Origin of the sequence: Micromonospora rhizosphaerae, assembly GCF_900091465.1 — a bacterium.
GTDB classification, from domain to species: Bacteria; Actinomycetota; Actinomycetes; order Mycobacteriales; family Micromonosporaceae; genus Micromonospora; species Micromonospora rhizosphaerae.
On the sequence record NZ_FMHV01000002.1, the window covers coordinates 474,391 to 498,311 of the forward strand.

General features: G+C 72.7%; 21 protein-coding genes and 1 pseudogene. 7 read left to right on the plus strand and 15 right to left on the minus strand.

From position 1 onward, the window contains the following. The first annotated feature begins 59 nt into the window (after window positions 1-59). Together radA and disA are read left to right on the plus strand one after the other, a co-directional pair. Window positions 60-1,514, plus strand: a complete 1,455-nt coding sequence (gene radA, locus GA0070624_RS02370; protein WP_091336239.1) for a DNA repair protein RadA — start codon at window positions 60-62, stop codon at window positions 1,512-1,514. 142 nt (window positions 1,515-1,656) lie between these two features. Further along, window positions 1,657-2,838, plus strand: a complete 1,182-nt coding sequence (gene disA, locus GA0070624_RS02375; RefSeq protein WP_091347987.1) for a DNA integrity scanning diadenylate cyclase DisA — start codon at window positions 1,657-1,659, stop codon at window positions 2,836-2,838. A 42-nt stretch (window positions 2,839-2,880) separates the two neighbouring features. Here the strand turns inward: disA and GA0070624_RS02380 are convergent, their stop codons facing one another. The 3 genes from GA0070624_RS02380 to GA0070624_RS02390 form a co-directional block, all read right to left on the minus strand. After that, window positions 2,881-3,600: a hypothetical protein gene (locus tag GA0070624_RS02380; RefSeq protein WP_091336241.1), complete on the minus strand. Its 720-nt coding sequence runs from the start codon at window positions 3,598-3,600 to the stop codon at window positions 2,881-2,883. Between the two features lie 166 nt (window positions 3,601-3,766). Further along, window positions 3,767-4,324, minus strand: a complete 558-nt coding sequence (locus GA0070624_RS02385; protein WP_091336243.1) for a peptide deformylase — start codon at window positions 4,322-4,324, stop codon at window positions 3,767-3,769. Continuing rightward, window positions 4,324-4,836 (minus strand): glycine cleavage system transcriptional repressor, encoded by a 513-nt coding sequence (locus GA0070624_RS02390; RefSeq protein ID WP_091336245.1) that lies wholly within the window; start codon window positions 4,834-4,836, stop codon window positions 4,324-4,326. The genes GA0070624_RS02385 and GA0070624_RS02390 overlap by 1 nt, the downstream gene beginning before the upstream one ends. 96 nt (window positions 4,837-4,932) lie before the next feature. Here GA0070624_RS02390 and GA0070624_RS02395 point away from each other — a divergent pair, with 96 nt between their 5' ends. Next, a complete protein-coding gene (locus tag GA0070624_RS02395; protein ID WP_091336247.1) occupies window positions 4,933-5,823 on the plus strand; it encodes an HhH-GPD family protein in 891 nt (296 codons plus the stop codon). 135 nt (window positions 5,824-5,958) lie between these two features. Here the strand turns inward: GA0070624_RS02395 and GA0070624_RS02400 are convergent, their stop codons facing one another. From GA0070624_RS02400 to lysS, 3 genes are all read right to left on the minus strand, one after another. After that, entirely contained in the window at window positions 5,959-8,493 is a 2,535-nt protein-coding gene (locus GA0070624_RS02400; protein ID WP_091336249.1) for an ATP-dependent Clp protease ATP-binding subunit, read from the minus strand. A 517-nt stretch (window positions 8,494-9,010) separates the two neighbouring features. After that, the gene (locus GA0070624_RS02405; protein WP_218105100.1) at window positions 9,011-9,361 is read right to left on the minus strand and encodes a histone-like nucleoid-structuring protein Lsr2; all 351 of its coding nucleotides are present in this window, start codon (window positions 9,359-9,361) and stop codon (window positions 9,011-9,013) included. Window positions 9,362-9,473: 112 nt separating this feature from the next. Beyond that, on the minus strand, window positions 9,474-10,982 hold the full coding sequence (gene lysS, locus GA0070624_RS02410) for a lysine--tRNA ligase (protein ID WP_091336253.1): 1,509 nt from the start codon (window positions 10,980-10,982) through the stop codon (window positions 9,474-9,476). A 91-nt stretch (window positions 10,983-11,073) separates the two neighbouring features. Between lysS and GA0070624_RS02415 the strand changes: the two genes are divergently transcribed. Continuing rightward, window positions 11,074-11,994 carry a class I SAM-dependent methyltransferase gene (locus GA0070624_RS02415; RefSeq protein WP_245718629.1) on the plus strand — a complete coding sequence of 307 codons (921 nt, stop codon included), beginning with the start codon at window positions 11,074-11,076 and terminating at the stop codon, window positions 11,992-11,994. Between the two features lie 19 nt (window positions 11,995-12,013). Here GA0070624_RS02415 and GA0070624_RS02420 read toward each other — a convergent pair whose 3' ends face one another. The 6 genes and pseudogenes from GA0070624_RS02420 to GA0070624_RS02445 form a co-directional block, all read right to left on the minus strand. Beyond that, window positions 12,014-12,772, minus strand: a complete 759-nt coding sequence (locus GA0070624_RS02420) for a type III pantothenate kinase (protein ID WP_091336255.1) — start codon at window positions 12,770-12,772, stop codon at window positions 12,014-12,016. A 32-nt stretch (window positions 12,773-12,804) separates the two neighbouring features. Continuing rightward, entirely contained in the window at window positions 12,805-13,701 is an 897-nt protein-coding gene (gene nadC, locus GA0070624_RS02425; protein WP_091336257.1) for a carboxylating nicotinate-nucleotide diphosphorylase, read from the minus strand. 17 nt (window positions 13,702-13,718) lie between these two features. Further along, window positions 13,719-15,413, minus strand: coding sequence for an L-aspartate oxidase (locus GA0070624_RS02430; protein ID WP_091347996.1), 1,695 nt, complete (start codon window positions 15,411-15,413; stop codon window positions 13,719-13,721). Between the two features lie 188 nt (window positions 15,414-15,601). Then, a pseudogene (gene panD, locus GA0070624_RS02435) lies at window positions 15,602-16,015 on the minus strand (aspartate 1-decarboxylase); the annotation flags it as partial. A 33-nt stretch (window positions 16,016-16,048) separates the two neighbouring features. Beyond that, window positions 16,049-16,897, minus strand: coding sequence for a pantoate--beta-alanine ligase (gene panC, locus GA0070624_RS02440; protein ID WP_091336259.1), 849 nt, complete (start codon window positions 16,895-16,897; stop codon window positions 16,049-16,051). Then, window positions 16,894-17,871, minus strand: a complete 978-nt coding sequence (locus tag GA0070624_RS02445) for a Rossmann-like and DUF2520 domain-containing protein (RefSeq protein ID WP_091336262.1) — start codon at window positions 17,869-17,871, stop codon at window positions 16,894-16,896. Before GA0070624_RS02445 ends, panC begins: the two co-directional genes overlap by 4 nt. 233 nt (window positions 17,872-18,104) lie before the next feature. On the opposite strand from GA0070624_RS02445, the gene GA0070624_RS02450 reads away from it, so the two are divergent. Next, a complete protein-coding gene (locus GA0070624_RS02450; RefSeq protein WP_091347999.1) occupies window positions 18,105-19,148 on the plus strand; it encodes an SAM-dependent methyltransferase in 1,044 nt (347 codons plus the stop codon). Here GA0070624_RS02450 and GA0070624_RS02455 read toward each other — a convergent pair. Beyond that, a complete protein-coding gene (locus GA0070624_RS02455) occupies window positions 19,145-19,405 on the minus strand; it encodes a hypothetical protein (RefSeq protein ID WP_091336264.1) in 261 nt (86 codons plus the stop codon). The genes GA0070624_RS02450 and GA0070624_RS02455 overlap by 4 nt on opposite strands. A 155-nt stretch (window positions 19,406-19,560) precedes the next feature. On the opposite strand from GA0070624_RS02455, the gene GA0070624_RS02460 reads away from it, so the two are divergent. Then, a complete protein-coding gene (locus GA0070624_RS02460; RefSeq protein WP_091336265.1) occupies window positions 19,561-19,776 on the plus strand; it encodes a helix-turn-helix transcriptional regulator in 216 nt (71 codons plus the stop codon). A 33-nt stretch (window positions 19,777-19,809) separates the two neighbouring features. Next, window positions 19,810-20,976 carry an NADH-quinone oxidoreductase subunit D gene (locus tag GA0070624_RS02465; protein WP_176731563.1) on the plus strand — a complete coding sequence of 389 codons (1,167 nt, stop codon included), beginning with the start codon at window positions 19,810-19,812 and terminating at the stop codon, window positions 20,974-20,976. 27 nt (window positions 20,977-21,003) lie between these two features. On the opposite strand, the gene GA0070624_RS02470 is transcribed toward GA0070624_RS02465, so the two are convergent. Together GA0070624_RS02470 and GA0070624_RS02475 are read right to left on the minus strand one after the other, a co-directional pair. Then, window positions 21,004-22,656 (minus strand): NACHT domain-containing protein, encoded by a 1,653-nt coding sequence (locus tag GA0070624_RS02470; protein WP_141714918.1) that lies wholly within the window; start codon window positions 22,654-22,656, stop codon window positions 21,004-21,006. Between the two features lie 191 nt (window positions 22,657-22,847). Further along, window positions 22,848-23,852 carry a glycine betaine ABC transporter substrate-binding protein gene (locus GA0070624_RS02475; RefSeq protein ID WP_091336272.1) on the minus strand — a complete coding sequence of 335 codons (1,005 nt, stop codon included), beginning with the start codon at window positions 23,850-23,852 and terminating at the stop codon, window positions 22,848-22,850. Between the last annotated feature and the right edge of the window lie 69 nt (window positions 23,853-23,921).

The following is a 23,921-nucleotide window of genomic DNA, read 5'->3' on the forward strand; positions in this document are numbered from 1 at the left end:
GCCGGCGGTGTTTCGTTTCCGGCTGGGGTTTCGTCGTACCGGGCGGTTAGCGTCCTGACGTGACCACGTCCCGATCGACCTCCCCGCGCACCGCGTCCGGCGCCGGCCGCAGCCGGGCCGCCGCGCGCGAGCCGCGCCCGGCCTACGAGTGCGACGCCTGCGGCCACCAACCGCCCAAGTGGGTCGGGCGCTGCCCGGAGTGCGGCGAGTGGGGCTCGGTGGTCGAGTCCACGGTCAGCGGCCCGATGGTCTCCGGCCGGGTGGTCAGCTCCCGGATGCCGTCCGAGCCGGCCCGGCCGATCGCCACCATCAGCGCCGCGCCGGCCCGGGCCCGGCCCACCGGCGTGAGCGAGCTGGACCGGGTGCTCGGCGGCGGCCTGGTCCCCGGCGCGGTGGTCCTGCTCGCCGGCGAGCCCGGGGTCGGCAAGTCCACGCTGCTGCTCGACGTGGCCCAGCAGTGGGCGGCCGGCGCCGGCAGCCCATCGCTGGTGGTCAGCGGCGAGGAGTCGGTCAGCCAGGTGCGGCTGCGCGCGGAGCGGATGGGCACCCTGCACGACCAGCTCTACCTGGCCGCCGAGAGCGACCTGTCGGCGGTGCTCGGCCACCTCGACGCGGTCAAGCCGGGGCTGCTGGTGCTCGACTCGGTGCAGACCATCTCCACCACCGGCGCCGAGGGCGTCACCGGCGGGGTGACCCAGGTCCGGGCGGTCACCGCCGCCCTGGTCGCGGTGGCCAAGGAGCGGGGCATCGCCACCGTGCTGGTCGGCCACGTGACCAAGGACGGTCAGGTGGCCGGTCCCCGGGTGCTCGAGCACCTGGTCGACGTGGTGCTGCACTTCGAGGGCGACAAGCACTCGTCGCTGCGGATGGTCCGGGGCGTCAAGAACCGGTTCGGCGCCGCGGACGAGGTCGGCTGCTTCGAGATGCACGAGGGCGGCATCAACAGCCTGGCCGACCCGTCCGGGCTCTTCCTCACCCGCTACTCCGAGCCGGTGCCGGGCACCTGCGTCACGGTGGCGATGGAGGGGCGGCGGGCCCTGGTGACCGAGGTGCAGGCGCTGATCGGCGCGACCGTCGCCGGCTCGCCCCGGCGCACGGTCTCCGGGCTCGACGGAGCCCGGCTGGCCATGGTGCTGGCCGTGCTCCAGCGCCGCACCGAGCGGTTGACCCTGCACGATCGGGAGGTCTTCGCCGCCACGGTCGGCGGCATCCGGGTGGTGGAGCCGGCCGCCGACCTCGCGGTCGCCCTCGCGGTCGCCTCCGGCGGCCTCAATCTGGCCATCGCGCCGCACCTGGTGGCGATCGGCGAGGTCGGCCTCACCGGCGAGGTGCGTCGGGTCGGCGCGGTCCCCCGCCGGCTCGCCGAGGCGGCCCGGCTCGGCTTCCGGCTGGCCCTGGTGCCGCCCGGCTGCGGCCCCGGCACGAGCGGGGTGACCCCGGAGAACATGCGGGTGATCGAGGTCACCGACGTCCGGGCGGCGCTCCAGGCGGCCGCCCGCGCCTCGGCGGAGTGACCGAAGGGACCGAGCGGCGCGGCCGGCTGGGCGATATCGGACAGCTGGTCCAGCCCGGTCAACAGGGACCCGAGATGGACATCGTGACACATCGCAGTAACCACGAGAGCACCCACCGCACGGCAGTCCGTAGACTGTGCCCGTGCCGATCGACCGCGATGCCACCAAGCCCGCCGCGGCGACGCCGCATGCCCGCACCGGCGCCGTCGGCTCGCCCGCCCGTCCGATCAACGTAAGCGTGACCGGGAGCCTCGGCGGGGGCGGCGATCCGCTGCGGGCCAATCTCGCACTGATGGCGCCGGGCACCGCGCTGCGCGACGGGCTCGAGCGGATCCTGCGCGGCCGGACGGGCGCGCTCATCGTCCTCGGGTACGACAAGGTCGTCGAGCAGATCTGCACCGGCGGCTTCCCGCTGGATGTCGAGTTCTCCGCCACCCGGGTCCGCGAGCTGTGCAAGATGGACGGTGCCGTGGTGCTCTCGAGCGACGGCACCCGGATCGTCCGGGCGGCCGTGCATTTGATGCCCGACCCGTCCATCCCCACCGAGGAGTCCGGCACCCGGCACCGCACCGCCGAGCGGGTGGCCCGGCAGACCGGCTATCCGGTCATCTCGGTCAGCCAGTCCATGCGGATCATCAGCCTCTACGTCAACGGCCAGCGGCACGTGCTGGACGACTCGGCGGCGATCCTGTCCCGGGCCAACCAGGCGCTGGCCACGCTGGAGCGTTACAAGCTCCGGCTGGACGAGGTCTCCGGCACCCTCTCCGCGCTGGAGATCGAGGACCTGGTCACCGTGCGGGACGCGGTGGCGGTGGTGCAGCGGCTGGAGATGGTTCGCCGGATCGCCGACGAGATCGCCGGCTACGTGGTCGAGCTTGGCACCGACGGCCGTCTGCTCGCCCTCCAGTTGGACGAGCTGATGGCCGGCGTGGACGCCGACCGCACGCTGGTCATCCGGGACTACGTCCCGGTCGGCCGGAAGTCGCGGACCCTCGACGAGGCCCTGGTCGAGCTGGACCTGCTCGGCGCCACCGAGCTGATCGACCTGGTCTCGGTCGCCAAGGCGATCGGCTACCCGTCCGCCTCGGACGCCCTGGACGCGGCGGTGAGCCCGCGCGGCTTCCGGCTGCTGGCCAAGGTGCCCCGGCTCCCCGTGGCGGTGGTCGACCGGCTGGTGGTGCACTTCGGCAGCCTCCAGCGGCTGCTCGGCGCGACGGTCGAGGATCTCCAGGCCGTGGAGGGGGTGGGCGACGCCCGCGCCCGCGGCGTACGGGAGGGCCTCTCCCGGCTCGCCGAGGCGTCCATCCTGGAGCGGTACGTCTGAGTCGGCCCTCCGGGCCCGCCGACCGGCCGGCTCGGCCGCGGCTCAGCCGGTGATGGTCAGCTTCTCCGGCTCGCTGAGCTTGGTGCCCACCCGGGCGAAGACCTCGTAGCTGCCGATGGGCGCGTACGGGCCGGCAGCCAGCCCGTCGGCGCAGCGGCTGGTGTCCCGGCCGTTCCAGCCGAGTTGGTAGAGCCGCTCGAAGCCGGGCGTGAACGACTGCACGTCGGAGCCCTTGCCGGTGCCGCAGGTGTCGGAGGACCAGACCTTCTCCGCGCCGGACTTGATGAACAGCTCCTGGAGGTCCGCGCCGACGTCCCGGCTGCAGGTGCGCTGGGACTTGTTCTTGATCCTCAGCTGCAGGTTCACCACGGTGCCGCGCTGGGCGGTGGCCGGCTGGGCCACCGCGGTCACCAGGACCTCCGCGTCCGTGCACGTACCGTCGTCGACCACCGGCGCGGCCGGACCGCCGGGCGGCTCCGTCGCGTTGCTCCCACTCGCCGGTGCGCCCTGCCCGCCGCCCGAGGCATCGGGCGTTGCCGACGGCACTCCGGTGCGCGGCGTCAGCACCGAGCCGGACGGCGCCGGGGCCGGCGAGGACGAGGCGGTCGTCGACGCCTTCGAGGCCGATGTGGCACCGGTGTTGCGCGCCGAACCGTTGCAGGAATAGAGCAGGACAATCAGGAAGAGAAGCCCCGCTCCGAGTACGACGGCGCGACGCCGCCAGTAAATGGCGGGTGGCAGGGGGCCGACCGTCAGACGCATGATGCCTTCACCGTAACGGGGTACCGCACGAGGAACGGGCGCGACGCGCCGGGAAGGACCCGCCGCGCCGAGCCACCATCCACAATAGACGACCGGCTCGGTCGTCACCGTCACCGAGCGGACGCGGACGCACGCGGAGCGCCACCAGCGGAGCGGGGCCGGGCTGTCAGAGGTAGACCTTGCGCTGGTAGATGGCGTGCGCGCCGGCGACCCGGTCGAGGAAGAGCAGGCCGGCACAGTGGTCGATCTCGTGCTGGAGCGCCCGCGCCTCGAAGCCGTCGGTGACCAGCCGGACCGGCCGACCACTGCCGGGCAGGGCCGCCTCGACCACGAGCCGGCTGGCCCGCTTGACGTCACCGGTCAGGTCGGGCACCGACATGCAGCCCTCCCGCCCCGCCTTCCACCGGGTGGCCTCCACCACCTTGGCGTTGCAGAGCACGAAGGCGCCGTGCACGGTGGCCGCCTTCGGGTGGCCGGTCACGTCGACCGCGAAGACCTGGGCACTCACCCCCACCTGCGGCGCGGCGAGGCCCACGCAGCCCGGGGACACCCGCATCGTGGCGACCAGGTCGGCGGCGAGGCGGACCACCTCGTTCGAGGTCGGGTCCACCTCCGGCCCGGGCCGGCTGAGCGCCCGGTCGGGAGCGGAGACCACCGGGCGTACCTCGCCCGGCAGGGCCAGCGCCTCGGGGGTCCAGTCACCGAGGCCGACGTACTCCGCCATCACAGCAGGTCCGGGTCCGCGGGCCGAAGGCTGACCCCGACGCCCAGCTCGGCAGCGGTACGCGCCAACCGGCCGGCCACCTCGTCGAAGCTGCCCGGCGGTAGCTCCACCTCGGCGACCACAACGTAGAGCGAGCCGGTCAGCCGCGTGCTCAGGTCGGTGACGTTGCCGCCGGCGTCGGCCAGCACCCGGGTCATCGCCGCGACGATGCCCATCCGGTCCGCGCCGTGCACGGCCAGCACGTACGGCTCGCCGGTCGGCTCCGTCGCGCCGTCGGGGGTGACCGCGCGTACGGTGGCCAGCAGTTGGCCGTCGGCGGTGAGCGGGGCCAGCGCGGCCTCGACGTCGGCGGCCGCCGGGCCCACGCAGATCAGGGTCATCGCGAAGTGTCCCCGCAACCGGGTCATCGTGGAGTCGCTGAGGTTCGCGCCCAGCCCGGCGAGCGCCTCGGCGACGTCGGCCACGATGCCCGGCCGGTCCCGGCCGATGACGGTGATCGCGAGCTCGTTCATCCGGACATTCTGCCCGGCCCGGGCTGGTCGGCCGCGTCGCCCCGCCCCGCCCGCCCAACCTGCGGGAAAGCGGCCCGTGAGATCATCGGCAGCGCGATGACCGAGCCCACTTTCGCCACCCTGGTCAGCCGGTGGTACGAGGAGAACGCCCGCGACCTGCCGTGGCGCAGGGCCGGCACCAGCGCGTGGGCCATCCTGGTCAGCGAGGTCATGCTCCAGCAGACGCCGGTGGTCCGGGTGCTCCCGGCCTGGGAGGCGTGGCTGGCCCGGTGGCCGGTGCCGGCGGCGCTGGCGGAGGACACCCCGGCCGAGGCGATCCGGATGTGGGGACGGCTCGGCTACCCCCGCCGGGCGGTGCGGCTGCGCGACTGCGCGGTGGCGATCGCGGAGCGGCACGGCGGCGAGGTGCCGGACCGGCTGGACCAGTTGCTGGCCCTGCCCGGCGTCGGGACGTACACGGCCCGGGCGGTGGCGGCGTTCGCGTACGGGCAGCGGCACCCGGTGGTGGACACCAACGTGCGCCGGGTGGTCTGTCGGGCGGTCGCCGGGGAACCGGACGCCGGCCCTGCCACCCGGCCCGCCGATCTGGTGGCCACCGAGGAGCTGCTTCCCGTCGAGCCGGCTGCGGCGGCGCTGGCCAGCGCGGCCTTCATGGAGCTCGGCGCGGTGGTCTGCACCGCCCGCTCGCCCCGCTGCGGGGTGTGCCCGGTGGCGTCGGTCTGCGCCTGGCGGGCCTCCGGCCAGGCCGCCCCGACCGGCCCGACCCGCCGCCCCCAGCGGTACGCCGGCACCGACCGGCAGGTACGCGGGCTGCTGCTCGGGGTGCTCCGCGAGTCGACCGCTCCGGTGCCCCGGCAGCGCCTGGACCAGGTCTGGGCCGACGACGTGCAGCGTTCCCGGGCGCTGGCGGGCCTGGTCACCGACGGACTGGTCGAGCCGGTCGGCGAGGTGTCCTTCCGCCTGGCCGGCGACGCCCCGGCGAGTTGATCCACCCGGCTTGCTGGATATCGCTGCTTCCCCATGCCTGGATAGGCCGACCTGCCGCGTCTCGTGTTGGTCTAGCGAAAGGCGACGGCCCCGGTGGCTTTCGCCGACCGGGGCCGTCGCCCTGTCAGGTGTCGCTTACTCGTCCGCGCCCGCGGTGGCGGTGCTGCCGCCGAGGTCGGCCGGGACGGCGTCCGGCACGTCGACCGGCTTGTCCGCGCCCCGGAAGACGAGCTTGGACTTGTCGATGTTCTCCGGGTCGCCCTCGCAGTCCACCACCACGATCTGACCCGGGGTCAGCTCGTTGAAGAGGATCCGCTCGGAGAGGTTGTCCTCGATGTCGCGCTGGATCGTGCGACGCAGCGGCCGCGCGCCCAGCACCGGGTCGAAGCCCTTCTTCGCCAGGTACTTCTTGGCGTTGTCGGTCAGCTCCAGGCCCATGTCCTTGTTCCGCAGCTGCGTCTCGATCCGCGAGATCATGATGTCCACGATCGAGAGGATCTCGTTCTCGCGCAGCTGGTGGAAGACGATGGTGTCGTCGATCCGGTTCAGGAACTCGGGCCGGAAGTGCTGCTTGAGCTCGTCGTTGACCTTCTGCTTCATCCGGTCGTAGTTCGACTCGGAGTCCTCAGAGGCCTGGAAGCCCAGCGAGACCGCCTTGGCGACGTCCCGGGTACCGAGGTTGGTGGTCAGGATGATGACCGTGTTCTTGAAGTCCACGATCCGACCCTGACCGTCGGTCAGCCGCCCGTCCTCCAGGATCTGGAGCAGCGTGTTGAACACGTCCGGGTGGGCCTTCTCGATCTCGTCGAAGAGGACCACCGAGAACGGCCGACGCCGCACCTTCTCGGTCAGCTGCCCGCCCTCGTCGTAGCCGACGTAGCCGGGAGGGGCACCCACCAGCCGGGACACCGTGTACCGGTCGTGGAACTCGGACATGTCCAGCTGGATGAGGGCGTCCTCGCTGCCGAACAGGAACTCGGCGAGCGCCTTGGAGAGCTCGGTCTTACCGACGCCGGACGGGCCGGCGAAGATGAACGAGCCGGACGGGCGCTTCGGGTCCTTCAGGCCGGCCCGGGTACGCCGGATCGCCTTCGAGACCGCCTTGACCGCGTCCTCCTGGCCGATGACGCGCTTGTGCAGCTCGTCCTCCATGCGCAGCAGGCGCGAGGTCTCCTCCTCGGTCAGCTTGTAGACCGGGATGCCGGTCCAGTTGCCGAGCACCTCGGCGATCTGCTCGTCGTCAACCTCGCTGACGACGTCCAGGTCACCGGCCTTCCACTCCTTCTCCCGCTGGGCCTTCTGGCCGAGCAGCTGCTTCTCCTTGTCGCGGAGCTGAGCGGCCCGCTCGAAGTCCTGCGCGTCGATCGCGGACTCCTTGTCGCGGCGGACCTGGGCGATCCGCTCGTCGAAGTCACGCAGGTCTGGCGGCGCGGTCATCCGGCGGATCCGCATCCGGGCACCGGCCTCGTCGATCAGGTCGATCGCCTTGTCCGGCAGGAAGCGGTCGGAGATGTACCGGTCGGCGAGCGTCGCGGCGGCCACCAGGGCGGCGTCCGTGATGCTCACCCGGTGGTGCGCCTCGTACCGGTCCCGCAGGCCCTTGAGGATCTCGATGGTGTGGGCCAGCGAGGGCTCACCCACCTGGATCGGCTGGAAGCGGCGCTCGAGGGCGGCGTCCTTCTCCAGGTGCTTGCGGTACTCGTCGAGCGTGGTCGCGCCGATGGTCTGCAGCTCACCACGGGCCAGCATCGGCTTGAGGATGCTCGCCGCGTCGATCGCGCCCTCGGCGGCACCCGCACCCACCAGGGTGTGGATCTCGTCGATGAACAGGATGATGTCACCCCGGGTGCGGATCTCCTTGAGCACCTTCTTGAGGCGCTCCTCGAAGTCACCGCGGTAACGGGAGCCGGCGACCAGGGCGCCGAGGTCGAGCGTGTAGAGCTGCTTGTCCTTCAGCGTCTCGGGCACCTCGCCCTTGATGATCTTCTGGGACAGCCCCTCGACCACGGCGGTCTTGCCGACGCCGGGCTCACCGATCAGGACCGGGTTGTTCTTGGTACGGCGGGAGAGCACCTGCATGACCCGCTCGATTTCCTTCTCGCGCCCGATGACCGGGTCGAGCTTGCCCTCGCGGGCGGCCTGGGTCAGGTTGCGGCCGAACTGGTCCAGCACGAGGCTGGTCGACGGCGCGGCCTCGCCCGGCGCGGCGCCCGCCGCGGCCGGCTCCTTGCCCTGGTAGCCGGAGAGCAGCTGGATCACCTGCTGGCGGACCCGGTTGAGGTCCGCACCGAGCTTGACCAGCACCTGGGCGGCGACGCCCTCACCCTCGCGGATCAGACCGAGCAGGATGTGCTCCGTGCCGATGTAGTTGTGGCCGAGCTGCAGCGCCTCGCGCAGCGACAGCTCCAGCACCTTCTTGGCCCGCGGCGTGAACGGGATGTGCCCGCTCGGCGCCTGCTGGCCCTGGCCGATGATCTCCTCGACCTGCTGGCGGACGCCCTCGAGGGAGATGCCGAGGCTCTCCAGGGCCTTTGCCGCGACACCCTCACCCTCGTGGATCAGGCCCAGCAGGATGTGCTCCGTACCGATGTAGTTGTGGTTGAGCATCCGGGCCTCTTCCTGGGCCAGGACGACAACCCGTCGCGCTCGGTCGGTGAACCGCTCGAACATGCCCTCGTGCTCCTCACGTGCCGTGCGCCTTGATGGTCTAGATCTTGGCGGGGCCGGTGCACGGACGCCCGGGACGGGCGTCCATGCCTACTTACTCTATCGCCGCGGACCGACTCCGCTGAGGTCGTGTGTCCTCGGGGAAAGCCGTATACGCGTCGTTTCTGACAACCGTCCGCGCTCAGGAGGTGTTTCGGTACCCCTGCCTGTACGCGCAGAGCGAAATTCGACCGTCGCTGGAAAAGCCCGTGCCGACGCCCCCGGGACGGTTCCGGGGCCCGACGCGGGCGCCGGCGGCGTCAGTCGCCATCCACAGGTTGTGGATGGAATCTCCACCGGCTGTGGACAACGCCCGCCCCCGGGGGATTCTTCCCGGTCCGAACCGGCACTCGCAGGCGGCGCGCCGGGACCGTCGGGCACGGATCGGACAGACGACACAGCCGGGCGGATACGACGACGCCGGACCGGAGACGCGCTCCGATCCGGCGTGGCGGGGTGTCGCCCGGGTGACGGGTGCTGCTCAGTGACCCGCCTTCGCGTGGTACTCGTCGACGATCTCCTGCGGGATGCGGCCCCGGTCGGAGATGTCCTTGCCGGCCTTCTTGGCCCAGGCGCGGATCGCCTTGTTCTGCTCGCGGTCGGCGGTGGCGCCGCCCCGGCCGCGCGCGGCCCGGCCGCCGACGACCACGCCGCCCCGGCCGACCTTGGTGCCGGCCCCGACGTACGGGGAAAATACGTCGCGCAATTTCTCCGCGTTCGAAGCCGACAGGTCGATCTCGTACTGAACGCCGTCGAGCGCGAACTTGACGGTCTCGTCAGCGTCCCCGCCGTCCAGGTCATCGACCAGCTTGTGAATGATCTGCTTGGCCACGTCCCACATTCCTTTCGAGCAGGGGTACTCCTGCAACAATCCAGGAGCACAATAACCCGTCCGATGGTTGCCGCGTCAATAGGACACGGCAACGACCCGGAGAAGGTTGCGGCTACTCCGGCCGGACCAACGGGAAGAGGATCGTTTCCCTAATTCCAAGGCCGGTCAACGCCATCAAGAGCCGGTCGATTCCCATTCCCATACCGCCGGCCGGCGGCATTCCATACTCCATCGCCCGGAGAAAGTCCTCGTCCAACCGCATGGCCTCGTCGTCGCCCCGGGCGGCGAGCTGCGCCTGGGCCACCAGCCGCTCCCGCTGCACCACCGGGTCGACCAGCTCCGAGTACGCCGTGCCCAGCTCGAAACCGAGGACGTAGAGGTCCCACTTCTCGGCCAGCCCCGGCTCGCTGCGGTGCGCCCGGGTGAGCGGGCTGGTCTCGATCGGGTAATCGCAGACGAAGGTGGGCTCCCGCAGGCTGGGCACCACCAACTCCTCGAAGAGCTCCTCGGCCAGCTTCCCCGGCCCCCACTTGGGGTCGACGGCGAGACCGACCTTGTCCGCGTAATCGACCAGGCGGGACCGTTCGGTCCGCACGGTGACCTCCTCGCCGAGCGCCTCGGAAAGGACCCCGAACAGCGTCACCCGACGCCACTCGCCGCCCAGATCCAACTCCCGGCCGTCGGCGTGGGTGACCACCGTCGAGCCGCTGACCGCGATCGCCGCCTGCTGCACCAGATTGCGGGTCAACTCGGCCATCGTGTCGTAGTCGCCGTACGCCTGGTACGTCTCGAGCATCGCGAACTCCGGGGAGTGCGACGAGTCGATACCCTCATTACGGAAGTTGCGGTTGATCTCGAAGACCCGGTCGACGCCACCCACCACGGCGCGCTTGAGAAACAGTTCCGGCGCGATTCGCAGATACAGATCGGTGTCGAGCGCATTGCTGTGAGTCACGAATGGGCGGGCCGCCGCGCCGCCGTGCAACAACTGCAGCATCGGGGTCTCCACCTCGATGAAGCCCTGCGCGTGCAGCGTGTCCCGGAGGCTGCGGACCGCCGCCGCCCGGGTACGCACCATCTGCCGGGCCTGCGGGCGCATGATCAGATCCACGTAGCGCTGGCGGACCCGGGCCTCCTCGCTCAGCGGCTTGTGCGCCACCGGCAGCGGGCGCAGCGCCTTGGCGGTCACCGCCCACTCCTCCACCAGCACCGACAGCTCGCCCCGGCGGCTGGTGATCACCTCACCGGTGATCCCGACGTGGTCGCCGAGGTCCACCAGACGCTTCCAGTCCTCCAGCCGCTCGGCGCCGACCCGGTCCAGCGAGAGCATCGCCTGCAGCTCGGTGCCGTCGCCGTCGCGCAGGGTGGCGAAGCAGAGCTTGCCGGTGTTCCGTACGAAGATCACCCGGCCGGTGACCGATACCCGGTCGCCGGTGGCGGTGTCGGTGGGCAGGTCGCCGTACTGCTCGCGGACCTTCGCCAGCGTGCTGGTCCGGGGGTAGCCGACCGGGTACGGTTCGACGCCCTCGGCGAGCATCCGCTCCCGCTTCTCCCGGCGGACCTTCATCTGCTCGGGAAGGTCGTCGGCGGGGTCGACTGGCACGGGGTTCTGCTCGGTCACGGCACGCTTCCTCAGAAGGGAGATATCGGCGGGGTCAGGCTCCGAGCGTACTCAAGGGCTCAGCTGGTCGTTACCGGATAACCTGCCCGCCATGACCGACCCCACTCACGCGCTGTCGTTCGGGACGGCGGCCGACGCCTTCGAGCTGCCGTACCGGACGATCGTCTTCCGGCCCGGCGGCGCTGAACCCGACGCGACGCCCCGGGTCCGGCGGTCTCCATGGGCGCGGCAGGGGCCGCCCGGCTTCCCGTTCCCGGATAACCTGCCGGCCATGACGGACCTGACTCAGGCGCTCTCCTTCGGCGTCGCCGCTGCCGAGTACGACCGGTTCCGACCCCGCTACCCCGAGGCGGCGCTGCGCTGGGCCCTGGACGGACTGGCCACGCCCGCGCAGGTCGTCGACCTCGGCGCCGGCACGGGCATCCTCACCCGCGGGCTGCTCGACCTCGGCCACGAGGTGACCCCGGTCGAACCGGACCCGGGAATGCGGGCCGAGCTGGACTTGGCCACTCCCGACACCGCCGCCCTCGCGGGCAGCGCCGAGTCGATGCCGCTGCCGGACGGCTCAGCGGACGCAGTGCTGGTGGGGCAGGCGTACCACTGGTTCGACCGAGAGCGCGCGCACCCGGAGATCGCCCGAGTGCTCCGGCCGGGCGGAACCTTCGCCCCGATCTGGAACATCCGGGACGAGCGGGTGGCCTGGGTGGCGGAGCTGAGCCGAGTCGCCCACCTCGGCTACAACGCCGGCAACTTGATCGAGAAGTACGCCGACTTCGGCCCGGCCTTCGGCGGGGTGGAGCTGGGCGAGTTCGCCCACACGACCACGCTGACCCCGGACGAGGTGGTGGGGATGCTGCACACCCGGTCGTACTGGCTCACCGCCCCGCCGAAGGAGCAGGAGAAGGTGGACCGGGAGCTGCGGCAGCTCTTCGCCACGCACCCGGACCTGGCCGGGCGGGAGACCGTCGAGCTGCCGTACCGGACGCTGGTCTTCCGGGCCCGGCGGCGCTGACGGACCTGCGGCGGCCGGGTCAGGTGTTGCGCTCGTAGACCATCCGCAGGCCGATCAGGGTGATCATCGGCTCGTGGTGGGTGATGGTCCGGCACTCGTTGATCACCAGGGGGGCCAGCCCGCCGGTGGCGATCACCGCCTTCACCTCGCCCAACTCCTCGGCCATCCGCTCGACGATCCGGTCCACCTGGCCGGCGAAGCCGAAGTAGAGGCCGGACTGGAGGCACTCGACGGTGTTCTTGCCGATCACCGAGCGGGGCCGGGTCGCCTCCACCTTGCGCAGCTGGGCGGCGCGGGCGGCCAGTGCGTCGAAGGAGATCTCGATGCCGGGCGCGAAGGCACCGCCGAGGAACTCGCCCCGGCCGCTGATCACGTCGAAGTTGGTGGTGGTGCCGAAGTCCACCACGATGGACGGCCCGCCGTAGAGGGTGTACGCGGCCAGGGTGTTGACCACCCGGTCGGCGCCGACCTCCTTGGGGTTGTCGATGGCGAGCTGCACCCCGGTACGCACCCCGGGCTCGACGATCACGCTCGGCAGGTCGACGTAGTAGCGGGCCAGCATGGTGCGCAGCGAGCGCAGCGCGGCCGGCACCGTCGAGCAGGCGGACACCCCGGTGATCTCCACGGCGTCACCGGCCAGCAGCCCGCGGAACATCAGGCCGAGCTCGTCCGCCGTCGAACGGGCGTCGGTCTTGATCCGCCAGGAGTGCACCAGCTTGTCGCCGTCGAAGGTCGCCAGCACGGTGTTGGTGTTTCCGATGTCGATGCAGAGCAGCACGCACGCAGCCTAGACGCCGCCCGGCAACGGCCTCACTCCGTCCGCAGGTCCAGCGCGATGTCCAGGATCGGCGAGGAGTGGGTCAGCGCGCCCACCGACAGGAAGTCCACCCCGGTCGCGCCGTACTCGGCCGCCATTGACAGGGTCAGCCCGCCGGTCGCCTCCAGCTCGGCCCGGTCCCCCACCGCCGCGACCACCTCGCGCAGCTGCGCCGGGGTCATGTTGTCCAGCAGCAGGAAGTCGGCCCCGGCCTCGACGGCCTCCACCGCCTCGGCGAGCGTGTCCACCTCGACCTGCACGGGCACGTCCGGGAAAGCCTCCCGGACCCGGCGGTAGGCCGCCCCGATCCCACTCGCGGCGAGCTTGTGATTGTCCTTGATCATCGCGACGTCGTGCAGGCCCATCCGCTTGTTGGTGCCGCCGCCCGCCCGGACCGCGTACTTCTCCAGGGCGCGCAGGCCGGGCGTGGTCTTCCGGGTGTCCAGCACCATGGCCTTGGTGCCGGCCAGGGCGTCCGCCCAGGCCCGGGTGTGGGTGGCCACCCCGGACATCCGGCTGAGCAGGTTGAGCGCCGTCCGCTCGGCGGTGAGCAGCAGCCGGGTCGGGCCGGTCACCGTGGCCAGCACGTCGCCGCGCGCCACCCGCTGGCCGTCGTGGGCGACCAGCGACACCTCGACGGTACGGTCCGACCCGGTCACCTCGCCGACCAGCTCGAACACCGCCGCGGCCACGGCCAGCCCGGCCACCACGCCGTTGGCGCGGGCGACCAGATCGGCGGTGTCGTTCTGCGCGGCCGGGATGGTGGCCACGCTGGTTACGTCGAGGAAGTCCGGGCCGAGGTCCTCGGTGAGCGCGTCGACGATGACCTCCCGCACCCGCGCCGGGTCCAGGCCACCGGCCCGCAACGCCTGCTCCGTCGACTCCCTCACCGGCTCACTCCTCGCACTCACGCTGACTCCTCCCACTGCTGCGTCAACCGCCCCTGCGCTCCGACCGCCTCGACGAGGTGGCCGAGCCACCGCTCGTCGGTGATCGGGAAGTCCTCGCGCCAGTGGCACCCCCGGGTCTCCTGGCGGGCGTACGCGGCGGCGACCAGCGTCGCCGCCACGGTGATCAGGTTCGTCGCCTCCCAGTCGGCGGTACGCGGCGTGCCGCGGCTGGTGCCGATCTCGCTCAGCGTCGCCGCCGTGGCGGCCAGGGTCGCCGCCGAGCGGAGCACCCCGGCCCCCCGGGTCATCGCCCGCTGCAGGGCCGGCGTGCCCTCGGCCGGCACCACCCAGCCCTCGCCGCCCACCCAGGCGCCGGTCTCCGCCGGCCTGGCCTGGTCGGGCAGGCCGGCGGCGATGTCCTCCGCGATCCGCCGGGAGAAGACCAGCCCCTCCAGCAGCGAGTTGCTGGCCAGCCGGTTCGCGCCGTGCACGCCGGTGCAGGCGACCTCGCCGCACGCGTACAGGCCGGGGATGGAGGTCCGGCCGTGCAGGTCGGTACGGACGCCGCCGGAGGCGTAGTGGGCCGCCGGGGCGACCGGGATCAGGTCGGTGGCTGGGTCGACGCCGATGGCCAGGCAGGACGCGACGATCGTCGGGAAGCGCCCGGCCAGGAAGTCCCCGCCGAGATGCCGGGCATCGAGGTAGACATGGTCCGCGCCGGTGGCCAGCAGCACCCGGTGGATGCCCTTGGCCACCACGTCCCGGGGGGCCAGCTCGGCCAGCTCGTGCTGGCCGACCATGAACCGCTTGCCGTCCGCGTCGACCAGATGGGCCCCCTCGCCACGCAGCGCCTCGGAGACCAAGGGCTGCTGGGCCCGCCCGACGCCGGGCACGCCCGCCCCGGCCGGGGTGATCAGCGCGGTCGGGTGGAACTGGACGAACTCGACGTCGGTGACCGCCGCGCCGGCCCGCATCGCCAGGGCCACCCCGTCGCCGGTGGAGACCGCCGGGTTGGTGGTGGCCGAGAAGATCTGCCCCAGCCCGCCGGTGGCCAGCACCACCGCCCGGGCCAGCAGCGCGCCGACGCCGTCCTCGCTGCCCTCGCCGAGCACGTGCAGGGTGATGCCGCAGGCCGGGCCGAGCCCGCCGGGGCCGTCGCCGGGGGCACGGAGCAGGTCCAACACCAGGGCGTGCTCGACGAGCCGGATCCACGGGTCGCGCCGGACCGCCGCCTGCAGCGCCCGCTGCACCTCGGCCCCGGTGGCGTCCCCACCGGCGTGCACGATCCGGTCGGCCCGGTGGCCGCCCTCCCGGGTGAGCATCAGCGAGCCGTCCGGGTTCCGGTCGAACTCGGCGCCGATCCGGATCAGCTCCCGCAGCCGGGTCGGCCCCTCCTCCACCAGCACCCGGACCGCGGCCGGATCGCAGAGACCGACGCCGGCGATCTCGGTGTCCGCGGCGTGCGCCGCCGGGGTGTCCGTCGGGTCGAGCACCGCGGCGATGCCGCCCTGCGCCCAGCGGGTCGAGCCCTCCTCGATGTTGACCTTGGTGACCACGGTGACGTGCAGCCCCGCCTCGCGCAGGTGCAGCGCGGCGGTCAGGCCGGCGACCCCGGAGCCAACGACGATCACGTCGGTGGTCTCCACCCAGCCGGGCGCGGGCGCGGCCAGCAGTCTGGGCAGGGCCGGCAGGTCGACGCTGGGAAGGTCCATGACCACAGTCAACCCGAACATCCCTCATCCCGGACGCCGGGGGCGCGACGAGTGGTTTCGGCTACCCCGTCCTCGCCCCCGCGATCTTGCACGTTGGGTGCCCGCATTTCGGGGCGTAAGGGGCGGAACGCCAACCCCAACTGCAAGATCGCGAGGCAGGGGTGGGACGGGGGGTCAGGGGTGGTGGTGGCGAGGGGGTTGGGGATGGGGGTGCCGGCGGTGCCGGGGGTGGCGGTCGCCGGGTCGGCCGTCAGGTCGACGATCTTGTTGTCGGTGTCGACGTGGACCACCCGGGGCTGGTAGGAGCGGGCCTCGGCGTCGTCCATCTGGCCGTACGAGATGAGGATGACCAGGTCACCCGGGTGCACCAGGTGCGCGGCCGCGCCGTTGATGCCGATCACGCCGCTGGCCCGCCGGCCGGGGATCACGTACGTCTCCAGCCGGGCCCCGTTGGTGATGTCCACGATCGCCACCTGCTCGCCGGGGAGCAGGTCGGCCGCGTCGAGCAGATCCTCGTCCACGGTCACCGAGCCGACGTAGTGCAGGTCGGCCTGGGTCACCGTAGCCCGGTGGATCTTCGACTTGAGCATGGTGCGGAGCATCGGGGTGCCTTTCAGCAGGTGTGGTGGTGGGAGTCAGGACTGCGGGGCGAGCTGGATCGCCGCGTTGTCGATCAGCCGGGTGGTGCCGACCCACGCGGCGATCAACAGCCGCGCCGGACCGGTCACCGGGCCCGGCTCCAGATCGGGGTCGGTGAGCACCAGGTAGTCGAGCTGGGCTCCGGGCGTACCGGAGTCGAAGGCCCGGTGGGCGGCGGCCAGCACCGCCCCGGCATCCCGACCCTGCTTGGCGGCCGCGACGCCGGCCCGCAGCGCGGCGGAGAGGCTCAGCGCGGCCTGCCGCTCCGGCGCGGAGAGGTAGCGGTTACGGCTGGACAGGGCCAGCCCGTCCGGCTCCCGCACGGTCGGCACGCCGACCACCGCGACCGGCACGTCCAGGTCCCGGGCCATCCGCCGGACCAGGGTGAGCTGCTGGTAGTCCTTCTCGCCGAAGAAGGCCAGGTCGGGACGGGTGAGCTGGAGCAGTTTCAGGACCACAGTGAGCACCCCGTGGAAGAAGCCGGGCCGGCTCTGCCCCTCCAGGTCCTCGCCGAGCTGGCCGGGGTTGACCCGGACCCGGGGCTGACCGTCCGGATACATCTCGGCCACCGAGGGGGCGAAGACCACGTCCGCGCCGGCCCGCCGGCAGACCTCCAGGTCCCCGTCGAGGGTGCGCGGGTACCGGTCGAAGTCCTCGTTCGGGCCGAACTGGAGCGGGTTGACGAAGATCGTGACGATGACGTGGTCGGCCTGCTCGCGGGCGGCCCGGAGCAGCGTCTCGTGCCCGGAGTGCAGCGCGCCCATGGTCATCACGACGCCGACGGTGCCCTTCATGCCGTCCCGCGCCGCCGCCAGCTCCTTGCGCGTGTGCACCAGCTCCGTCATGCGGCCACCTCCCGGTCCCGCCCACTCAGCACGTCCAGCAGCGACTCCGCGTCCACCGGGCGCAGCCGCCCGGCCGCGATCGCCCGGTCCGCGGTCCGTCTTGCCAACGCCAGGTAGGGCGCCACGGATTCCGGCGCGGTCGCCGCCAGCCGGACCAGGTGCCGGCGTACGGTGCCCGAGTCGCCCCGGGAGACCGGGCCGGTCAGCGCGTCGTCGCCGAGCCGCAGGGCGTTCTCCAGCGCCGCCCGCAGCAGCGGGGCGAGCACCTTCTCCGGCTGGCCCACCCCGGCGTCGCGCAGCCGGTCGGCCGCCTCGTTGACCAGGGTGACCAGGTGGTTCGCGCCGTGTGCCAGGGCCGCGTGGTAGAGCGGCCGGTCCGCCTCAGCCACCCACTCCGGTACGCCGCCGAGGTCGGCGACCAGCCGGGCGGCGAACGGCCGCAGCTCGGCCGGGGCGGTGACGCCGTACGAGATGCCGGGCAGGCGGCTGAGGTCGTCCGGCGTACCGGTGAAGGTCATCGCCGGGTGCAGGGCGAGCGGCCGGGCGCCGACGGCGGCGGCCGGGCCGAGGACGGCCAGCCCGTGGGCGCCGGAGGTGTGCGCGACGACCTGACCAGGGCGCAGCGCGCCGGCCTCGGCCAGGGCGGCCACCACGCCGGCCAGCGCGTCGTCGGGGACGGCCACGATCAGCAGGTCGGTGGCGGCCCGGGCCACCGCGGTCGCGGAGCGGTTGGGGGTCTCCGGGAGCAGCAGGGCCAGCCGGGCCTTCGTGGCCCCGGAGGCGCCGGAGGCGGCGACCACCCGGTGGCCGGCCGCGGCGAGGGCGGCGCCGAGCACGGCACCGACCCGACCGGCGCCGATCACACCGACGGTGAGGGTGCGGGGAAAGAGCAGCGGGGCGCCGGCAGAGGCGCCTCCCGACGGTGCGGCGGGCCCGTGCGGGGCGGCCGGACGCGGGCGCAGCGGTGCGCTCATGGCAACGATCCAGTCCTCGGAGGGGGTACCGGTCGATCGCAAGTATGCGCCGGGATTACGCAGTGAAAACAAGCATGTGTGAAAACCTTCACCGAGGGTGTAGACGGCGGAATTCCGGGCACGACCTGGCCCCGTCGACACGCGGGTCCGCGGCCGCTTTTTGGCGTCCCGTGCAGTGCCCGTACGGTCGGCGGGTGACCTTTCCGGAGGACCGGCTGCCCTGGCGCGTGGCGATGGACGGGGCGCTCTACGGGCCCGGGGGCTTCTTCGTCTCCGGGGCCGGGCCGGCCGCCCACTTCCGCACCAGCGTGCACGCCTCTCCGGTCTTCGCTGCCGCCCTGCTCCGCTTGATCTCCGAGATCGACACCGCGCTCGGCCACCCTTCTCAGCTGGATGTGGTCGACGTCGGCGCTGGCCGCGGTGAACTCCTCTCGGCCCTCGCTGTTTCCGGTGGTTCCGCAGTCGCCGTCCGCCCGTCACCCTCCGCCTCGGAGGTCGCCGCCGGTACGTCGGTCGCCCATCCGGAAAATCCAGAGCCGTTCGGCCGCCGACTGCGGCTCACCGCCGTCGAGCGGGCAGCCCGGCCGGAGTACCTGCCGGAGCAGATCGAGTGGTCGGATCAGATCCCGAGCGGGATCACGGGATTGCTGCTGGCCACCGAGTGGCTGGACAACGTTCCGCTGGACGTGGCGGTGCGGACCGAGGACGGCTGGCGCTATCTGCTGGTGGACCCGGCCAGTGGCGAGGAGTCGGTCGGTGAGCCGGTGAGCCGGGTCGACGCGGACTGGCTGGACAGGTGGTGGCCGAGTGCCGCGATCGGAGCACGGGCCGAGATCGGCCGGACGAGGGACCAGGCCTGGGCCGACGCGGTTGGGAAGATCGACCGGGGATGTGCCCTGGCCGTCGACTACGGGCACCTGCGCGACGACCGGCCCGTGGACGGCAGCCTCACCGGGTACCGGGGTGGGCGGCAGGTGCCGCCGGTGCCGGACGGGTCGTGCGACGTCACCGCGCACGTCGCCATGGACTCGGTCGCCTCCGCCGGTGAGCGGGTCGCCCGGTGTACGTACTCCCTGATCTCGCAGCGGGAGGCGCTGCGGGCGCTCGGGGCGGACGGCGGGCGACCGCCGCTGAGCCTGGCCGCCAGCGACCCGGCCGGCTACGTCCGGGCGCTCGCCGCCGCCTCGTCGGTGGCCGAGCTGACCGACCCGGCCGGCCTCGGTGGGCACTGGTGGCTGCTCCAACCGGTGGGCGTGCCGCTCGTAGTCTGTCGCTAGCGGGTGGGTCGCGACCGTCGCCGCGACAGCTGAAGCTGGACCAGCCGCAGGTTCGGCGTCTCCGAGTACAACGCCGCGTTGATCGCGCCGAACGCCACCCCAGGAGCCCGCTTCGCCCGGTCGAGGTCCTCGGTCACCCGAGCGATCAACGTCAGCCGACAGCGCAGGTCGAACAGCTCCCGCCGCGAGCACAGCAATGCGGTCTCCAGCCCTTTCACCCGCTCGCGTAGCCACTCCAGCTCGGCCGCCTGCTCCACGTGCCGCTCCCTCCGATCGGGTTGAGGTGGCGACCGCCCGCCGGGTTCGGGTCCTCCATCGGACGGCCACCACGGGATTACTCTGAGCCACTTGAAAGGACTGCGCAAGTAGGTATACGCAAATCGGCACTGCCGGATCGGCCTACGGTCGCCGTGTGGGTGACGTCCCGGGTCCGCTGGTCGGTCCGCATGAGCTGCAGGAGCTGCTCGGCGTGAGCCGGACCCGGATGCGCCAGCTCGTCCGCTACCCGACCTTCCCCAAGCCTTTTCAACGCTTGCATGGAATGACCGTCTGGCTGCGCGCCGATGTCGAGGCTTGGATCGCCGAGCACCGCCCACCGCGGGTGACCGACGGCGACGAAGCCGAGTAACCGCGAATACCGACAACCGTCGCCCATGGCACGATGGCGGGCATGACCACGGACGCCGACCTCCGCGAGTTGACCGTCGGCACCGGCGCCGGCGGGGAGCAGCTCGGCATCGACATGGTGCTCAACATCGGCCCGCAGCACCCCTCCACACACGGTGTGCTCCGGCTGAGGCTGGTGCTCGACGGCGAGCGGGTGCTCTCGGCCGAGCCGATCGTCGGCTACATGCACCGGGGCGCGGAGAAGCTCTTCGAGGTACGCGACTACCGGCAGATCATCGTGCTGGCCAACCGGCACGACTGGCTCTCGGCCTTCTCCAACGAGCTGGGCGTGGTGCTCGCCGTGGAGCGGCTGATGGGCATGGAGGTGCCGGAGCGGGCGGTCTGGCTGCGGATGGCGCTGGCCGAGCTGAACCGGGTGCTCAACCACCTGATGTTCCTCGGCTCGTACCCGCTGGAGATCGGCGCGATCACCCCGGTGTTCTACGCGTTCCGGGAACGGGAAACCCTCCAGGCGGTGATGGAGGAGGTCTCCGGCGGCCGGATCCACTACATGTTCAACCGCGTCGGCGGGCTCAAGGAGGAGGTGCCGGCCGGGTGGACCGGCCGGGCCCGGGCGGCCATCGGCGAGGTGCGCCGGCGGATGCCGGACCTGGACAACCTGATCCGGCGCAACGACATCTTCCTGGCCCGTACCGTCGGGGTGGGGGTGCTGTCCGCCGCCGACGCCGCCGCCTTCGGGGCGTCCGGGCCGGTCGCCCGGGCCTCCGGGCTGGACCTGGACCTGCGCCGGGACGAGCCCTACCTCGCCTACGACCAGCTCGACGTGCCGGTGGTCACTCGCACCACTGGGGACTGCCACGCCCGCTTCGAGGTGCTGCTCGACCAGGTGTACGTCTCGCTCGACCTCGCCGAGCAGTGCCTGGACCGGGTCGACCGGCTGGCCGGGCCGGTGAACACCCGGCTGCCCAAGGTGGTGAAGGCGCCCGAGGGGCACACCTACGCGTGGACCGAGAACCCGCTCGGCATCAACGGCTACTACCTGGTGTCCCGGGGCGAGAAGACCCCGTGGCGGCTCAAGCTGCGCACCGCGTCGTACGCCAACGTGCAGGCGCTCGCCAAGCTGCTGCCCGGCTGCCTGGTGCCGGACCTGATCGCCATCCTCGGCTCGATGTTCTTCGTGGTCGGCGACATCGACAAGTGACGGGCCGCCCCGTCGCCGGGTGACGGGTCAGCGCCAGCGGTCCGACGAGCGGGCGCCACCGGCGCGGGGCACCTCGTCCTGCGGCGGGTAGTCGTAGCGCTCGGCGGCGCGGGATCGGCCGTAACCGGCCGGCTCGGACTCCGGTGCCCGCCAGTCCCCGGCGGGCTGGGCGGTGCGCTGCGTCGGTGGACGCCACTCGTCCGGCACCGGCACCCCACCGGCCGGGAGCGCCGGCCTGCTCTCCTCGGCCCAGCCGCCACCCCAGCCGTGGTCGCCGTCGCGGTCCTGGTCGTGGCGGGGTTCGCTGCGGCGTACCGACGCCCAGCGGTCCTCCACCCGGTACTCGGTGCCTCCGCCGTCGGCGTGCACCGCCGCGCGCCGCTCACCGACCCGGAACTCGCGGCCGTGCTCGTCGTCGCGGACCGAGGCCCAGCGACCCCCGGCGCGCAGCTCCGACCAGTAGTCGCCATCCGGGTCGTCCGGGGAGTCGGCGGTGGCGCGACCGGACTGCTCCGGCGTCGCCCAGGCACGGCCGTCGGCGGGGCTCCAGCCCCGGTCGTCGCCCTGCGCGGCCCACGCCCGGTCGTCGCCCTGCGCGGCCCAGGCGCGCTCGTCCCGCGGGGCGGCCGGGTATGCCCAGGCCCGCTCGTCGCGCTGACCGCCCTGCCCGGCCCACCGGTCGTCCCGGGCCTGTCCAGCGCCGGAGCGTTCGTCACCCGGGACGCCGGCCCAGGGATGGTCGTCGCGCGGGGCGGCCGACCAGGAGCGGTCGTCCCGGGCGGTGGCCTGGCCGGCCCACGGCCGGTCCTCGCCGGACCGGTCGCGATGGTCCGGCTCGGCATACCCGGACCAGGAGCGCTCCTCCGGCTCGCCGCCCCAGGCCCGCTCCTCCGGCGCCGGGGACCAGCGGCCGGCGTACCCGCCGCCGTAGACGTTGCCGGCCACCGATTCGCCACCGTCCACGATGGTGCGCCGGGTGGTGACGTGCACGGTCTCGGTGTGGTGGACCACCCCGACCTGGCGAGGGGCAGGCTCCGGCCGGACCTCGTGCTCGGCGGCGCGGGGCGCGCCGTACACGCCGGGCTGGGCGGGACGTTCCGCTCCGTACCGGCCAGCGGGCTGCGGGCGGCGGGCCGCCTCCTCCTCGTCACGCCGGTCGCCGGCGGATTGTCCCCAGCCCGTCGCCGCCTCGTCCTGGGCGGCGTAGCGGCCCCGGCCGGACGCGTCGTCGTACGTCTCGCTCGCCGGCACCCGGGCGCGCCCGCCGGCCGGCTCGTCGACGGCAGGGCCGGTGACACCCGCGGCGGCGACTGCCGCCGCGTCCAGCCGGCGACGCAGCGCGGTGACGGTCTCCTGGACCCGTTGGGCCTGGTCGAGCGCCTGGTTGCCACGCTGCGCGGCGGCCACGATCTCGCTGCGCAGTTCCCGCCGCAGCTGCTCGACCTCGTCGAACAGCTGCTCGGAGCCGGCCGACCCGGCGCCGTCGGCGCGCAGCGCGATGGAGAGGCCGATCAGCACCAGGGCCAGGATGGCCAGCACGGCGCCGAACCGCAGCGGGCCGGTGCCGTCGGCGACGAGCAGGATCAGCGCCGCCACGGGCGCGAGCCCGACACCGATCCAGAACAGGACGGTCAGCAGTGGCGAACTGCGCTTGTCGGCGGGGGCGATCGGGGCGGGCACGGCTGTGCAGAGTACCGAGAGTTTCCGCAGCAGGGAACGGGCCGAAAGCATCGTTGTCGGCCCGTTCCCCCACGGTGTCGCGCCGTCCGGCGCCGGTCGCCGACGGGTCCCGGAGAACCCGTCGGCGACCGGCGACTGCTCCGGGTCGCGGCGCGGCGTCAGACGCGCCGAGCCGGAATGGTCGTAGGCGATCAGCTGGCGGCGAGCGCCCCGTCGGAGGAGAAGACCAGACCGACGCTGGCCGAGCCGGTCTTCAGCGCGTTCTTGGTCTGCGGACCGCCGGCGTCCAGCGAGCTGAACGAGCCGGCCTTGAAGTCGTAGACCTCGACCAGGCCGGCCTGGCACTTGGGCCGCTGCGGGCACTCGGGCGGGCCGGCCAGCACGGTGGCCTGGCCGGAGCACTTGCTGGCCAGCTCGGAGAGCGTGGCGACCTGGTACTTGTCGGCGAAGGCCTTGGTGACGGCGAAGGCGTTCTGGTCCTGGGCGGCGGACGGCTTGCCGAAGGTGATGCCGGCCTTGTCGCCGGCGGCCTTCAGCGCGCTGACCGTCTTGTCCAGGTCGGGCGAGGAGACCGGCTGGGCGTCCTTGCCGTTGGCCTTCGTGTTGAGGAACTCGGCCATGGTGGCGGCGTACTCCGGGACGACCTGGATCTCGCCCTTCTCCAGGGCCGGCTCGTAGAGCTCACGGTTGCCGATGGTCTGCACCTTGACCTGGTAACCGGCGGAGGTGAGCGCGATCTTGTAGAGCTCGGCGAGGGTCTGGCTCTCGCTGAAGTTGCCCGCGCCGACCACCATCGAGCCGCCCGAGCCCTTTTCGATGCCCTGCGTGAGGTTGTTGGCGTCGGCGAACGACTTGGCCGCCACCTGCGGGGTCTGGCGGTCGACGTCGACGGACTTGTTCAGTGCGATCAGCTTCGGCGTGTCCAGCGCCGCGGAGACCTTGTCCAGCGCGGCGACGAGCTGCGGGCTGGCCGCCTTGGTGTTGATCGCCGGGAGGACGTTGTCGGTGTTCTGAAGCTTCTTGTCGTCGGCTAGGACGACCAACTGGTCGCCGACGACCGGGGCGCAGCCCGCCCCGGAGGCGCCCTGCTCGGGCGCGTCGGTGCCGGAGGAACCGGCGTCACCACAACCGGTGAGGAGCCCGGCCGCGGTGAGGGCGCCAACGGCCCCGATCGCCAGGCGTGTACGTGCGCGCATGATGCCCGCCTTCCGTGTCCCGGCGCGGCCCGGTCGGGCCGGCCGCGTGTCCGACGAGCGATCCGTCTG